Annotated in this window: 15 protein-coding genes; 2 read left to right on the top strand and 13 right to left on the bottom strand. The window is 42.3% G+C overall.

The window, feature by feature from the left end; all coding sequences use genetic code 11:
• Position 1: 1 nt before the first annotated feature.
• The 12 genes from D5281_RS11290 to D5281_RS11235 form a co-directional block, all read right to left on the bottom strand.
• Entirely contained in the window at positions 2–1,681 is a 1,680-nt protein-coding gene (locus tag D5281_RS11290) for a methyl-accepting chemotaxis protein (protein WP_160560280.1), read from the bottom strand.
• A 314-nt stretch (positions 1,682–1,995) separates the two neighbouring features.
• Positions 1,996–2,904, bottom strand: coding sequence for a LysR family transcriptional regulator (locus D5281_RS11285; protein ID WP_160560278.1), 909 nt, complete (start codon positions 2,902–2,904; stop codon positions 1,996–1,998).
• A gap of 157 nt (positions 2,905–3,061) precedes the next feature.
• The gene (locus D5281_RS11280; protein WP_160560276.1) at positions 3,062–3,877 is read right to left on the bottom strand and encodes a MetQ/NlpA family ABC transporter substrate-binding protein; all 816 of its coding nucleotides are present in this window, start codon (positions 3,875–3,877) and stop codon (positions 3,062–3,064) included.
• Positions 3,878–4,031: 154 nt separating this feature from the next.
• Positions 4,032–4,406 carry a hypothetical protein gene (locus tag D5281_RS11275; RefSeq protein ID WP_160560274.1) on the bottom strand — a complete coding sequence of 125 codons (375 nt, stop codon included), beginning with the start codon at positions 4,404–4,406 and terminating at the stop codon, positions 4,032–4,034.
• Positions 4,376–4,705 (bottom strand): hypothetical protein, encoded by a 330-nt coding sequence (locus D5281_RS11270; RefSeq protein WP_160560272.1) that lies wholly within the window; start codon positions 4,703–4,705, stop codon positions 4,376–4,378. Before D5281_RS11270 ends, D5281_RS11275 begins: the two co-directional genes overlap by 31 nt.
• 15 nt (positions 4,706–4,720) lie before the next feature.
• The gene (locus tag D5281_RS11265; protein ID WP_330584970.1) at positions 4,721–5,104 is read right to left on the bottom strand and encodes a VTC domain-containing protein; all 384 of its coding nucleotides are present in this window, start codon (positions 5,102–5,104) and stop codon (positions 4,721–4,723) included.
• The gene (locus D5281_RS11260) at positions 5,052–6,002 is read right to left on the bottom strand and encodes a CotH kinase family protein (RefSeq protein WP_330584969.1); all 951 of its coding nucleotides are present in this window, start codon (positions 6,000–6,002) and stop codon (positions 5,052–5,054) included. The genes D5281_RS11265 and D5281_RS11260 overlap by 53 nt, the downstream gene beginning before the upstream one ends.
• Positions 6,003–6,268: 266 nt before the next feature.
• Positions 6,269–6,871 (bottom strand): FN3 associated domain-containing protein, encoded by a 603-nt coding sequence (locus tag D5281_RS11255; RefSeq protein WP_160560266.1) that lies wholly within the window; start codon positions 6,869–6,871, stop codon positions 6,269–6,271.
• Between the two features lie 51 nt (positions 6,872–6,922).
• Positions 6,923–7,450, bottom strand: coding sequence for a cysteine hydrolase family protein (locus D5281_RS11250; protein ID WP_160560264.1), 528 nt, complete (start codon positions 7,448–7,450; stop codon positions 6,923–6,925).
• Positions 7,451–7,472: 22 nt separating this feature from the next.
• Positions 7,473–9,485, bottom strand: coding sequence for an ABC transporter ATP-binding protein (locus tag D5281_RS11245; RefSeq protein WP_408637270.1), 2,013 nt, complete (start codon positions 9,483–9,485; stop codon positions 7,473–7,475).
• The gene (locus tag D5281_RS11240; RefSeq protein WP_160560260.1) at positions 9,479–11,215 is read right to left on the bottom strand and encodes an ABC transporter ATP-binding protein; all 1,737 of its coding nucleotides are present in this window, start codon (positions 11,213–11,215) and stop codon (positions 9,479–9,481) included. Before D5281_RS11240 ends, D5281_RS11245 begins: the two co-directional genes overlap by 7 nt.
• A gap of 60 nt (positions 11,216–11,275) precedes the next feature.
• Positions 11,276–11,719 carry a MarR family winged helix-turn-helix transcriptional regulator gene (locus D5281_RS11235; RefSeq protein WP_160560258.1) on the bottom strand — a complete coding sequence of 148 codons (444 nt, stop codon included), beginning with the start codon at positions 11,717–11,719 and terminating at the stop codon, positions 11,276–11,278.
• Positions 11,720–12,228: 509 nt separating this feature from the next.
• Between D5281_RS11235 and D5281_RS11230 the strand changes: the two genes are divergently transcribed.
• Positions 12,229–13,290, top strand: a complete 1,062-nt coding sequence (locus D5281_RS11230) for an NAD(P)H-dependent flavin oxidoreductase (RefSeq protein ID WP_160560256.1) — start codon at positions 12,229–12,231, stop codon at positions 13,288–13,290.
• 93 nt (positions 13,291–13,383) lie between these two features.
• On the opposite strand, the gene D5281_RS11225 is transcribed toward D5281_RS11230, so the two are convergent.
• Positions 13,384–14,160: a TraX family protein gene (locus tag D5281_RS11225; RefSeq protein ID WP_160560254.1), complete on the bottom strand. Its 777-nt coding sequence runs from the start codon at positions 14,158–14,160 to the stop codon at positions 13,384–13,386.
• 205 nt (positions 14,161–14,365) lie between these two features.
• Here D5281_RS11225 and D5281_RS11220 point away from each other — a divergent pair, with 205 nt between their 5' ends.
• Positions 14,366–14,971 carry an ECF transporter S component gene (locus tag D5281_RS11220; RefSeq protein ID WP_160560252.1) on the top strand — a complete coding sequence of 202 codons (606 nt, stop codon included), beginning with the start codon at positions 14,366–14,368 and terminating at the stop codon, positions 14,969–14,971.
• Positions 14,972–15,011 lie beyond the last annotated feature (40 nt).

Here is a 15,011-nt window from a genome sequence, read left to right as displayed (position 1 = left end):
ATTAAATATTAAATTTGCCTACAAGGCTTTCCAAAGCCCCTGCCTGATTGTTCATTTCCTGGCTTGCAGCCGCACATTCCTGGGAAGTAGCAGCATTGGTCTGTACCACATCATTAATATTATCTACACCGGAATTAATCTGTGCAAAGGAATCTTCCTGTGCTTCCAGTGCATTTGCCACCTTGGAAACCTCTGCCGTGATAGTCTTTGAACCCGTCACTACATTTTCAAGCTGTTTTGCTGTTTCTTCAGCAATCACTACACCCTTCTTAACTGCACGCATAGAGGACTCAATCAGTACAGTTGACTCTTTAGCAGCATCGGAACTCTGGGATGCCAATGTGGAAACCTGATCTGCTACCACTGCAAAGCCTCTTCCTGCTTCACCTGCTCTTGCTGCTTCAATAGAAGCGTTCAGTGCAAGCAGATTTGTCTGGGATGCAATGTCATTAATTGTAGCAATGATTTTTCCAATTTCCTGAGAAGCGTTGCTGATTTCCTTCATGGACAGCACCATCTCCTGCATTTTCTCATTGCCTTGGAAGATTTCTTCTCCCATGTTTTCTACTTTCCTGCTGATTTCCTTAGCAGATTCCGCATTCTGAGATACCTGACCGGATACGCTTTCAATCGTAGCCGCCAATTCCTGAGCAATTCCGGCCTGCTCTGTTGCTGCCTGCGCCAAATCCGTAGAACTGTCGGAAACATTGTCAGATCCGCTCTTAACCTGCTCTGCAACTTCCTGTATGCCTCTGATGGTATCAGCCATTTTATCTTCGAACATCATAAAGGATTCATGGATTCCCTCAAAATCGCCCTTCCATTCCACTGCAGGCTGAACCACAAAATTTCCTTTAGAGAACTCACTCATGGTTCTTGATATATCATCCACATATGTACTCAATGTCTTAATAGAATCCCTGAGGTTATCAGCCAGACTTCCGATTTCATCCTCAGACTGATAGGTCAAATCATTATGAAGATTTCCCTGTGCAAGACCCTTAGCCACTGATTCGATTTCAACAAGGGGTGTTGTAACTGCAACAATGATTTTCCTTCCAATATAGAATGATAAAATGGTTGCTAGAATAATAAATGCAATCGTAACAGCTACTCCAATATAAAACGAATTCCTGCTGCTGATAAGTGCCTCATTTGTTATATCCCCTGCAATAACATCTATTTCCTGTGCTGCAGTAATCAGTTTATTCAGTAACGGTACACAATCATTAAAAATCAGTTGTGTAGCTTCTTCCCTGTTTCCTGCTTCAAGCTCACCAATGATCTCATAACCAACTTCAATCCACTCTTCTAATGAGTTGGAAAAGCTCTCCACAGTATCCGCATCAATCAGGCCCGTTGCCTTTAATGCTACAATTTCTTCTCTTGCTTTCTCTACCCGTTCTTCTATCTCCGCTTTATAAGTGCTGTAAGCGCTGGTATCGTCATTCAGGGCCATTTCTCGAATATCCCTCGCCGCCACATTGATATGAACCCGGCTCATCTGCGTAGCTGTTTCCACTACCTGAGCGCCATTTGTATAGCTGGTCAAATTCCCATACAATGTTCTCAATGAAATGATGCTAAAAAGACCGGATATAACCATCAGTACAATAACGATTATGTAACCAAAATTAAGCTTCTGCTGCATTTTCATTTTTTCCATTTTTTTTGTTAGCATTTCCTAGACCCTCTCTTACATATGTATATTTTTTATTCATATAACTTATAGTTACATAAACAATTTTATTTCTTTTCCCTTTGTCCGTCAATCCTTTTTTCAAATTTTATGATAATTGTCTTTTTTTGGCATAATAGAACCCTCATTTTTCAACCCAAAATCTGTAAAACAGAAACCTGGCATGAAAAAAGCGCCCTAGCACGCTCTGATCTGATGCGTAAATCTGTCCGCGAAAAAGAATTTTTCAGCCCATTCCTGCCAGCAACCCTCAAATTGGGGCACATGCACAAATTTATCTGTGAAAAATTTATTTATCACAGTACACTCTCCCTGAATTTTTTGATTTCTTCAAGATATTTCTGTCCAAGAGGGCTTAGGGCAACGCCTTTTCGTTTTAAGTAGCCAATGGTCATAATTTCCTCCGATTTTAGCTTAACGGCGCAAAAGTCCGAACCGTTCAGACTCTCACATATAATACCGGAGCAAAGTGTATAAGCGTTAAGGCCTACCATCAGATTAAGCAGGGTTGCTCTGTCATTGGCCTTGATGAGTCGCTTATAAGCATAGGTGCTGAGCACCTCCTCCGCGAAATAAAAAGAATTGTTATCTCCCTGTTCAAAAGAAAGGCAGGGATATTCATCCAACTCTTCTAAGCTAATTTCCTCCTTTTCAGCCAGCGGATGTCCTTTCCATATATATGCATAAATTCCACAATTTAGAAGTGCATGAAACTCTAATTCCGACTCCTGAAACAGCTTAGTAAGCACCGCCCGGTTAAAATCATTTAAATAAAGAATGCCTATTTCGCTTTTAAAATTTTTGACATTATCAATCACTTCATATGTCTTTGTCTCATGGACGGCAAACTCGTATTCATCCATGCCAAACTGTTTTACTAACTCCACAAAAGCTTTCACCGCAAAGGTATAATGCTGCATAGACACGCTAAATCGTTTTTTGCTGTTTTTCTTCTCAATATACCTGTCTTCAATCAAACGGTACTGCTCCGTTACCTGTCTGGCATAGCCTAAAAATTCCTCCCCTTCCGGCGTTACCTTAACGCCTCTGTTGCTTCTGTTAAAAAGGATAATTCCAATTTCATCCTCCAGCTCTTTTACTGCCTGTGAAAGACTGGGCTGGGCAATAAAGAGCATTCTGGCAGCTTCGTTCATGGAATTCGAGTCTGCAATTGCAATCACATACTTTAATTGTGTCAGCGTCATACCTGTACCTCCGCCTGTCATAAGTTTTCCGGCCAGCCGTATACTGTTTTAGCAGCCAACATCCATATTAGAATCTGCATATATGGAAAGCAACCTTGAAGGAATGAATTCAAGGCTGCCGGTTTAAAAACAAGATTCATTTTGATAAAATGGCTGATTATGCAAAAGGTATTACGGCTCCGTCATAGTTTTCTGTAATATAACCCTTGATTGCATCGGATTTCAGTACATCCACCAATGCCTTAATCTTCTCTGCGCCTTCATTGCCCTCCTTTACCGCAATGACATTCACATAGGTCTTGGCCGCTTCCGAATCTGAGCTCTCATAAGCCAGTGCATCCTTCGCCACAGAGTAACCTGCCTCCAAAGCGTAGTTACCATTTAATACCACGAAGGCAACCTCATCTACAACTCTCGGTACCTGCGCTGCCTCTAACTCAACGATTTCAAGTTGATATGTATTTTCCTCAATATCATTTACAGTTGCTTCAAGGCCAGCTCCATCCTTTAAGGTGATTAATCCATTGTCCTGCAAAAGCAGCAATGCTCTTGCTTCATTGGTCGTATCATTGGGAACCGCAATACTGTCACCCTCTGCTACATCACTAAGATTTCCTTTTGTGCCAGGATAAATGCCAAAAGGCTCATAATGAATACCGCCAGCATTCACAAGGTGCGTACCTTTTTCTGCATTGAAGCTGTCGAGATAAGGAATGTGCTGGAAATAGTTGGCATCAAAATCGCCGCTCTCCACCACTTCATTGGGCTGTACATAATCATCAAAAACTGTTACTTCCAACTGATAGCCTTTTTCTTCCAAAATAGGCTTTGCCTGCTCCAAAATCTCTGCGTGAGGTGTTGCCGATGCCGCCACCTTGATTACCTTGTCATCTGCACTGCCTTTTCCCCCGCAGCCTCCAAGCACACTCACTGCCACTGCACCGGTAAGCAATACTGCTAAAAACTTTTTCATAATATATTCCTCCTTGTGTTTTCTATAATTTATCACAGGGAGAAGTATAGCATCCCTTTCCCGATTTGTACAATATGGAAAAAATTTTGCTAGCTATAGGTTATTCCTATATCCAGCAAAATTTTCTACTTTGAAGCGCAAGAAATTTGAATATTTAATTTTTAACAGGAGCATCATGATATAAAAGAGAAACTGATGTTACACTCTCCACTGCAGACAATTCGTCAACCAGTGCACTGCTGTTTTTGCTCCTGATTTCTACAATGAGGTCCATTCCTGACTGCCTCAAATTTTTAGAATCAATTCTGTAATGGGGAGAATACCCTTTTATAATTGACAAAATTTCTGCCTCCGCCGTTTTGTCCTGCGCGTTTATCACCACCAGGTATGGGCTGGCACTAATAGGTATAATCTGAAAAAATAAAATACCCAAAGTTGTAACCAGCGCAACTGCCACCGCTGCCTCATATAGTCCTGCACCGCATATAATCCCAGTTCCTATCGACCAAAATAAAAACAGCAGGTCCATGGCTCCTTTATTGCAGTTCTGAAACGTACAATGGACAGCGCGCCCACCATTCCAAGGGAAATAATCAGGCTTGACTGCATGGCAATAATAATTCCCGTGACAATAACAGAAATAGACGCCATCGAAACATTAAAATTCCTATCATAAAAAGTTGTCCTTGTAACATACCTGTATACAAAGTAGATATATGCAGAAATCAATAAGCACATTCCCAGCGCTACAATCATCTTCACCGTTGAAATATCCCCGGAAGTAAATCCCTCCAGCACCGACCTTTTTATAACATCATTAAATCCCATCCGTTTCTCCTCCCATTATCCTAAGGCCTTTCTCGCCGTATAGTATTTTGAAAATGACTGCCTTCTTAAATTTCCTGTATCTACCGCCGCTAAAATATAATGGGGCAGCAGCTCGTCATATTTAATTTCCAATATATAATAGCCCCATGGCATGACCGGCATACCGTCAATCTGGGTATCATAAAATCTGTCGGTCCGCCTGCTTCCTAAAATATTCCGGTCAAAGGTTATCCGGACGTTTCCTTTACTTTCCACAAAAGCAAAACGTTCATACTCCACAATACATTTTGGAATTAATTTTTTTCGTATCATTTCATAATAAACCTCTTTAAGAAGGTAATTTCCCTTAAATGGAAATTGTTTCCTGCCATTTTTCCTGTTCTCCGTATAAAAGGAAATCGCTTTCTTCCCTGCTCAGCTTCTGCACTATTTTTTTGGTCATCCCGCGATATTTGATTTTCTTTTCCAGACGGATAAAATCCAAAGCCCCATTATAGAACCGGATCCGGTACTTTTTCCTATAGTCCGTTCCTGCTTCATTCTCTGCCAGATAGGAATCATAAATATCATCAAAATAAACGCTTCTCACAATATATCCACGTTCGCCCTGGTGTTCATCCCAGCTCATAAACGGCAAAAGCCTGTACCGGATTCTTTCCATATCCATATCAGATATCATAAATTTTAATTCTTTTCCAATGTATAGTATTCTTTCAGCAAATTTGGCATGAAACTCATTGTTTAAGAATAAGGAATAAAATACTGAATCTCTTACAAGAATGCTGGAAAGCGTATCCGCCTCAGCCCGTTCAACGAATTGTCCTCCGTAATTCACATCAAACATCATCCATCTCCACCTGCAGTCGCCATAAGCAGAACCATCATTCTCACGAGTCCGCCACGCGGCATAATTACTGCCGGGCCAGTCATTATCTCTTGCTCTATATATCTGCGCCGCATAATAATCTATAAAGCTGTCTATATCTATCAGACTGTATGCCTGTTCATAATTTTCTTCCACAGACATATCATGAGAAGAAATAAATCCCATTGCTTCGTTAAAAAGTCCTGTATCTTCCTCATATCCTTCTGTCAGTTCATCATTTTTATACATAATCACATTATCTTCTTTTACACGATAATGATCACTGATATAATCACTGTTATAATTTTCCGTTATATAATAAAATCCCCAATACTCTCCATCCAGGAAGACAGCGCAAGGTATAAAATCCATGGTTGCAAAAGAAAGCTCCTGTTCCATTGTGCCAGCCATATAATCCTTTAGCCTGAATATATTATCATCACCGCCGGAAAAAAGACAAATTTATGGGGATATTGATTTATCCGGAACAAATCAGTTTGAAACTCACCGTTTCCGCCATATGTTACCCTTGCAAAGCATCCAATGCTTTTAGGCAGCTTCCCCCGGCTGCCGCCGCCCTGTATCCGGATGCCATAGTTTTCTGACAGTATTATTTTTCTGTTTTCATCAAAAATAGTTACATCTGCTTCTCTTTCCCAATCAATCCCCCTGTTACTGTAATTTGAAGTCCACCACCATCAATAAGGCATGTTATTTTCATCCTCTGATTCAGGTATTCTTTCTTTCATATTATCAAAAGCAATTCCCGTTGTGTAAATTCCGGTTTCATAATCAAACAAATTATACGGATCCGTCACAATTGATGCAATATATATCCCCTCATAAGCCGGTTTATTCTTAAACCCAATAAAATATACTCCCGTTATTGTATCAAGACATTTTCCATTTTTATCCAGCACCGAAGCTCTTACAATATTACACTTATCAACCTTATGGTCAGGAACTGTATATCCCGGATAATTCATAGAATATTTATTAACCAAATCATATTGAAAACCTGTTGAAGTGTCTGTCCGCATGGAATAAACATTTTCGTTTGAAGTAGCATCTGTAAGGACAATCGGCATGTTGACATCATATAACGCGCTGTCCATATTTGGCTCACTCCCGTCTAATGTATAGTATATTCTGTTTCCTGCATGTCCACCTCCATATATTTCCAGTTCCAGCACATCATCATAATATCCTGGTTCTATCGAAAAAGTTATATGCGCGCCGCTCCTAAAATCAATAATCATCAATATTAGAATCATAGCAGAAGGAATACCGATAAATCCCAATGAAAGTTTTTTTGCTGGCTGATGATGAACTCACCTCCGTCTTTAGCATTGTTACGAAAAATCAATCTGACACATTTTCATAGTAAGCAGCGCCGCTTCATGGCTTTCCTTCGTCACACCGGCACAGCAGTCAGGATCCACCTTAACCGGCACCTGTGGCAGCTTTGCCTTTATCAGCAGCCCATTGGATATCACGCAGATATCCGTGCAAAGCCCAACCAGTTCGATTTCGCTTTCCTCCGATCCAGCCGCTTCATATAACTGATCTGCAAGAGCATTCGAGCCAAAGGTCCCTTTATCAATCACCTCTGCCCCCACTTCCAAAAGGGCATCTGCAACCTCTTGCTGAATCTCCCAGCCTTTTGTCCCCTTGATGCAGTGGGAAACCGGCAAATGCTTCCCTTCTAAAGTTTCCAAATAATCGCTGCCATGGGTATCTCTGGTTGCAAACACCTTACATCCCTGATAGCTTCTAATTTTTTCTACCACATTTTTCACAATCCCCTGGGCTTCAACCGTTCCAAGAGAACCGTTGATAAAATCATTTTGCATATCAATTACAACTAATATTTTCTGCATAATCCCCTCCTAGCCGGACTTTTTAATTCAGTTCGCTCAGTCCTGTGTACAGTTCATAATAACGTCCCTTTTGTGAAAGCAGGTCGTCATGGTCGCCGCGCTCAATAATCTCTCCATTTTCCAAAACCATAATTGCATTTGCATTGCGCACGGTGGACAGTCTATGCGCAATCACCAGCGTGGTTCTTGTAGCCATCAAGCGGTCCATCCCTTTTTCAATATGTTTCTCCGTTCTGGTATCTACGGAGCTGGTAGCTTCATCCAGAATCAACACGGGCGCTTTGGAGATTGCCGCTCTTGCTATGTTAATGAGCTGTCTCTGCCCCTGGCTTAAGTTGGCCCCATCTCCCTCTAGCATGGTATCATACCCATGCTCTAACCGCATAATAAAGGAATGGGCGCTGGCTGTCCTTGCCGCCTGCTCCACCTCCTCATCCGTTGCATCCAGTCTGCCATACCTGATGTTTTCCCTGACAGTTCCCGTAAACAAATGGGTATCCTGCAAAACCATAGCGATATTTTTCCGAAGGGAATCCCGCTCAATCTCCGATATAGGTATATTATCCACAGTAATGCTGCCCTCGTCAATATCATAAAATCTGTTAATCAGATTTGTAATGGTGGTTTTCCCTGCACCGGTAGATCCTACGAAGGCAATCTTCTGCCCCGGTTTCGCATACAGAGAAACATTTTTCAGGATGGTTTTATCCGGATTATAGCCAAATGTTACATTCTTTAAAGTAACTGCTCCTTTTACCTCTTTGTAATAGAAGCTTTCATCCTGCTGCAGCACATCTTCCATAAATCCTTCCATCTTATGAAGATGACTTGCCTTTGGAATGGCATATAAGCTCTTTTCCCGCTCTTTATCTTCCACAATGCGAATCGCATGCTCTGCATCTTCTTTTTCCGCCTCCGCATCCATCACTGCAAAAACCCGTTCCGCCCCGGCTAATGCGGAAAAGATTGTGTTTACCTGCATGGCAACCTCGTTGATCGGGCGGGAGAACTGTCTGGAATAATTGACAAATACCGTCAGACCACCCAGGTCAAAACCGCGAAGCACGCATAAAATTCCGCCAATGCAGGCAGTCAGGGAATAGCTTACCTGGCTTAAATTTCCCATAACAGGACCCATGATGCCTCCAAAAAACTGGGCTTTTATCTGCTTGCCCCGAAGGTCCCGGTTTAAGTATTCAAACTCCTCCTTTGCATCCTCCTCGTGAGTAAAGACCTTGACCACCTTCTGTCCGGTTACCGTTTCCTCAATATATCCGTTCAGGGTACCGATAGCCGCCTGCTGTGCCCGGTAATATTTACGGCTTCTGCCTCCCACAATCTGTACGGCCTTTAACATAACCGGTATCATCAAAACGGTAATCAGCGTCAGCCACACATTGGTATACAGCATAAGAGCAAAAGTGCCTACGATATTGATTGTCCCTGAAATCAGCTGCACTACCGTATTGTTCAGCATCTCCCCTACGGCATCCACATCATTGGTAAAACGGCTCATCACATCCCCGTGATTATTGGTATCATAATAGCGCACCGGCAGTTTTTGAAGTTTACAAAACAAGTCATTCCTCAGCTTCATGATTGCATTTTGAGACACGTCTATCATAATTCTCTGTTGAAAATATTGCGCCGCCACCCCTGCCAGATAAATTGCTGCCATTGTCAGGATTCCTTTGAGCAAAGTTGTTACAGTTCCATCCTCAGATGTAAGCCCATTGATAATAGGGCGCAGCATGTAAGAACCCGCCAGATTCGCAATGGTTCCACCAATTACACAAATAAATACGATTCCCAATTTCCATTTTTCGTGGGCAATATAGGCAAACAGTCTTCCAACTGTCATGCGCACATTCTTAGGTTTTCCGCCGGGCATGTTTCCTCTGCCGCCCCGCCTTCCTGGTCCGGGCCCCTTCGGCATACCGCCGCCTGCTGCCTGCCCTTGTGCAGTCTCCTTTAGCGGGTTAAGCTTACTTTCATATTTTTTTTGTAAATATTCTAATTTTTCCTGCTTCATGATGCACACACCTCCTTATCCATCTGGGAATAATAAATTTCCTGATAAGGTCCGCACTCCTTAAGGAGCTGCTCATGACTGCCTATTCCCACTATTTTTCCTTCATCCAGCACCAGAATCTGGTCTGCATCCATCACAGAGGTAATCCTCTGAGCAATGATAATCTTTGTGGTGTCCTTCAAAGTACTGGTAAAACTTTCCCTTATTTTTGCCTCGGTAGCCGTATCGACTGCACTGGTCGAATCATCCAGTATCAAAATTTTAGGCTTTTTCAAAAGCGCCCTGGCAATACATAGTCTCTGTTTTTGCCCACCGGATACATTCACGCCCCCCTGACCTAATTCTGTCTCATACCCTTCTGTAAAAGAGGTGACAAAGGAATCCGCCTGTGCTGCCCTGGCTGCATCCATGGTCTCCTGCATGGATGCGGAGGCATCTCCCCACATCAAATTCTCCGTAATCGTACCTGAAAAAAGTACGTTTTTCTGCAAAACCATACCCACACCGTCCCGCAGATGCTTTAAGGAATAATCCTTTACGTTAACGCCATCTACTAAAACCTCTCCCTGGTCCACATCATAGAGCCTTGGGATCATCTGCACAAGAGTAGTCTTGCCGCTGCCCGTACCTCCGATAATACCAAGAATCTGTCCGCTTTCCACTTTAAAATTGATCTGCGAGAGCACCGTTTCCTTATTTTCCTTATAATATCTGAAGGTCACATCCTTAAATTCCACTTTGCCGCTGCCAACAATCTTTTCAGGAAGGCGGCATCCTTCATCCGTCAGATTCACCTGGGTGTCTAAAACCTCTGTGATACGATGGAGAGATGCAAGTGCCCTTGAACTCTGCAATAAGACCATAGCCAGCATCATAAGTGACATCAGAATCTGTACGATGTAAGTAGTAAAAGCCGTCAAATCCCCTACCGGCATTGTTCCCACCAGTATCTGCTTTCCACCAAACCACACAACTCCTAACGTGGTGGCATTCATCATACACATCATAATTGGCATATTCAAAATAACCACCTTAAAAGCGCTAAGACTTGACTCCTTCAGTTCTTCATTTGCTTTTGCAAACCGTTCCTCCTCATAATCACCCCTTACAAAGGATTTGATTACACGCACATTGGTGAGCACCTCCTGGATTGTGGAATTTAACGCATCCAGTTTTTTCTGCATAACATGAAACCGCGGAAAGGCTGTTTTAATTACCAGGGCAATCAATAGCACCAGAATCGGTATCACCACCAGCACCACCAGCGCAAGCTGGGTGTTCATCACAAAGGCCATAATAAGCGCCCCAATCAGCATCCCCGGCGCCCGGAGCATCATACGCAGGGCCATATTGATCAAATTCTGCACTTGGGTAATATCGTTGGTTAATCTGGTCACAAGAGAGCCTGTACTGAACTGGTCAAGATTTGAAAAGGAAAACTTCTGTACCTTATCAAACACATCGCTTCTTAAATCCGATGCAAAGCTGATTGCCGCTTTTGCTCCAAAATAGGCGCCGCCCACACCTCCTGCCATCATGAAAAGCGCCGTAAGAATCATGGCGATTCCCATTCCGATTATATAGGTGACATTTCTGTCGGCAGCTCCCACATTGATAATATTAGCCATCAGTTTAGGCAGCACCACCTCGCCGACCACCTCAACAATCATAAAAAGCGGTCCTAAAATAAATGCTCGCAGATAAGGCTTTACATACTTCCAATATCTTTTCATCCTTAATACCTCCTATCATAACGCAGGCTATACCTGCAATATTCTCACAGACTACGCCGGTCAAAGATTCTGATAATAAATTTCACCGTTTTTAATAATTCTTAAAAAGAATCCCTCTAAAAGCTCCATCTCCTCTTTTGAAAACCCCATTAACAGAGCGTTTTCAATTTCTTTAAAGTAAACGAGGCTTATATCAATTGCCTTTTTTCCCTTCTCTGTCATAATCACATGATTGATACGGTTATCTTCCACATTACATTGCCTGCTGATATATCCGGCCTTTTCCAGCTTCTTAAGCGTAACTGCCACTGCAGCCGGAGAAATATCCAGCATTTCGGCAAGCTCAGTCTGGGAACAGTCCGGATGTTTGCCCAAAATCATCAACATTCTGTGCTGGCTCCTGTATAGTCCCGTATCCGTCACCCTCTTGTCAGCCACTCTCTTAAAAGACTGATCAACTTGCCTGAAAAGATTTATAATTTGATGCTGCATATCCCTTTCCATTGTCGTCTCCTCTACTACACACTAATCCCCATGTTTCCCAAAATTTGCAAATTGGGGCGCAAGCACAAATTTGTCAATTGAAAAATCTTCGATTTTTCAATTGAACCCCATGACGCTGCCCTTAATTATTAATTAGTTAATATTTAACTAGTTAACATTTTGCTATTATAAAATTCCCATCGCCCTATGTCAACATAAATTCTATATATTTCATAAAAATTTTTTTATATTTTCATGAATGTTTTTTCTATCTTCTCAATATTTTTACATTCTGACTTATATCCCAAAAATTTTGCATATATAAAACCGTATAATATAGTATTAAAAACTACTATTTCCGATTATTGATTCTATTTTTTCTTGACTTTGACATACGAATGCGCTATAGTATAGAAAGTTTGATTATCAAATAGTTTGAATATCAAAATAGTGCCCGCAAAGCTTGGCCCATCATAGGCTTGAAGATTATGGTCAAATTTGCAGGTCACTGATAAGAATGGAGGATACATATGGAACCACTTGTAATTGGAAATAAATCTGCCAGACTCCCGATTATCCAGGGCGGAATGGGTGTGGGGGTCAGCCTTTCCCATCTGGCAGGGGCAGTAGCCGCGTCCGGAGGCATTGGGATCATTTCTGCAGCGCAAATTGGATTTGATGAGCCAGATTTTTATACCAACTGCTCTGCCAGTAATATTCGCGCACTGAAAAAGCATATTTCTCTGGCGAAAGAGCATTCTCATGGAAAAGGGGGACTCATTGGTGTCAATATCATGACTGCCACCAGCGAATATAAAAACCATGTCCTTGCGGCCTGCCAGGCCGGGGCGGATTTGATTATCAGCGGGGCGGGCCTTCCCGCTGATTTGCCCGGCCTGGTGAAAGGCTATGAGCAGGAAACAAAAATTGCTCCAATTATTTCCACTGCCAAAGCCGCAAGAGTCATTTTGAAGCTCTGGGAGAAAAAATTTCAACGGACAGCAGATCTGGTTGTCATAGAAGGCCCTTTGGCCGGAGGGCATCTGGGCTTTCCACAAACAGAATTAAATACACTAACGCCTGATGCTTATGAAAAAGAAATAGGTGAAATTATGACTGTGGTAAAATCTTATGAGGAAAAATTGGGATGCCAGATTCCCGTGGTAATCGCAGGCGGCATTTTTGATAAAAAAGATATTGACCACGCCCTGTCTTTGGGCGCTAAAGGCGTACAGATCGCCACGCGGTTTGTGGTGACGGAAGAATGCGATGCCGCCCCTTCTTTTAAAGAAGCCTACTTAAGAGCATCGTCCTCCGATATTGAAATTATAAAAAGTCCTGTTGGAATGCCCGGCCGTGCAATCCACAATGCTTTTCTGGAAGAAGTCAGTTCTGGCAGCTGCACTGTAACCCACTGCCTGGGCTGCCTGTCGGCCTGCAATCCGGCCCAGACTCCCTATTGCATCACGCAAGCGCTCATTCGCGCTGTGAAGGGTGATGTGGAGCATGGTCTTGTCTTTTGCGGGTCAAATGTCTCACGGCTTCATCAGATGACAACCGTGTCGGCGCTTATGGCAGAGCTGACAGCGTAAAAAGACTGGTTAAGTCAAGCCATCCGTCCCTCCATTTGTCCAAACCCATAACAGTTCAGCCCAAATTAACCCTTTCGTTTTCTAGTTTTCCGGCTATGGATGAAAGAGCATTTCCATCAAAATATACAATAGCATCAAATGCACCGGATAAAAAACATAAAAAATAAATTTCAGCTTCACCCCTCTTTGTCCGTTGTACAACGCAACAAAAATAAATGCGGCAGGAGCTGTCACCTCATATAAAAAGGCCGCGCAGCCTGCCAATATCTGCCCTGTTTTGTTTCTTCTTAAAAGAAACAGCAGGGCAATTGCCACAATCCCATTTGCCCCGTAATCGCAACAGATTTTTTCCGCCACATACGCCCCTGCCAGAAAGCAGGCACCCATACCGACCCATTTCATCCAAAGACTGTCCGGAAGTTCTTCCATTTTCTTCATCCCCCACATCATCAAAAAGCCCAGAAAAAGCGTAAAAAAAACATTTTGACCCGTATAGTCACCTATCTTCCCGTAAAAAGCCAGGTCAAAAGGAATCTCTGAAATCAGGGCAAATAAAAAAAGGCGCCCTGCGTATTTTATTCTATTGTGCGTCTTTTCAAAACCCTCTACCAAAAGAAAACAATAAATCGGAAAGGCCAATCTGCCAATCACATTCCGCATCAGCAAATAGAGCACATAAACCTTTCCCGTAAAACCTGATTGCAGCATCTGACTTATGTAAGTAAAAGAAAAATCCACCCTGTAGTCCAGTCCTTCCGGGTTATCTACCAATAACTGCCTAAGCACAACTGCGGCCGTATGGTCAATCAACATAGAGAGTACAGCTATCATTTTTAATGTACTTCCGCTTATTCCCTTCATTTTCTGCATTTTTTATTCCCATTTCTTTCATGAGTCTATCACTTTTATTGTAACCATTTTTATAGCTAGCCCCCCTATCATACATGATTTCTATTCTTCTTTCAACTATTCTCTTCCCTGCTGGTATGGTTAAAAAGTTTTAATTTGGCACTTTTAGCAATACCACTTATGCATATAATAAAATACAACCATTCATTTGAGGAGGAATCAACTTATGAAAAATCAAAAAGTACAGAAAATTGCAATAACTGGCCTGATGGCAGCTTTATCTTACGTGGTGTTTACTTTTTTGCAGATTAAAATTCCACTGCCTGGCGGCGATGCAACATCCATCCACTTAGGGAATGCGGTCTGCGTACTTGGCGCTTTGATTCTTGGAGGCTTTTATGGTGGTCTTGGCGGCGCTATTGGAATGACCATCGGTGATCTGCTGGATCCGGTTTATGTTGTATATGCCCCCAAAACTTTTCTTCTTAAACTCTGCATTGGTCTAATCACAGGACTGATTGCACATAAAATCGGTAAGATCACATCGGAGACAGAACATAAAAAGATTGTATTTTGGACAGTTCTTGCCTCTGCGGGAGGACTTTTGTTCAATGTAATTTTCGACCCTTTCATTGGCTATTTATACAAACTTGCTATTTTAGGGAAACCTGCGGCAGAAGTTACCCTTGCCTGGAATGTGGCTTCTACCTCCATCAATGCGGTTACATCCACGATTGTAGCTTCCCTTGTTTACTTAGCTTTGCGGCCAGCGCTGAAAAAAGCAGGACTTTTCTTTGTCATTGGTAAAGAAAGTGCAAAGCTGGCCCCCTAAAAGGGCCAGCTTTGTTATGTCTTTGCTTAAAACCAAAACA

Origin of the sequence: Parablautia muri (genome assembly GCF_009917485.1) — a bacterium.
GTDB lineage: Bacteria > Bacillota > Clostridia > Lachnospirales > Lachnospiraceae > Suilimivivens > Suilimivivens muri.
The sequence above is the reverse complement of the archived record's forward strand: the minus strand, read 5'-3'. Positions and strand labels throughout refer to the sequence as shown.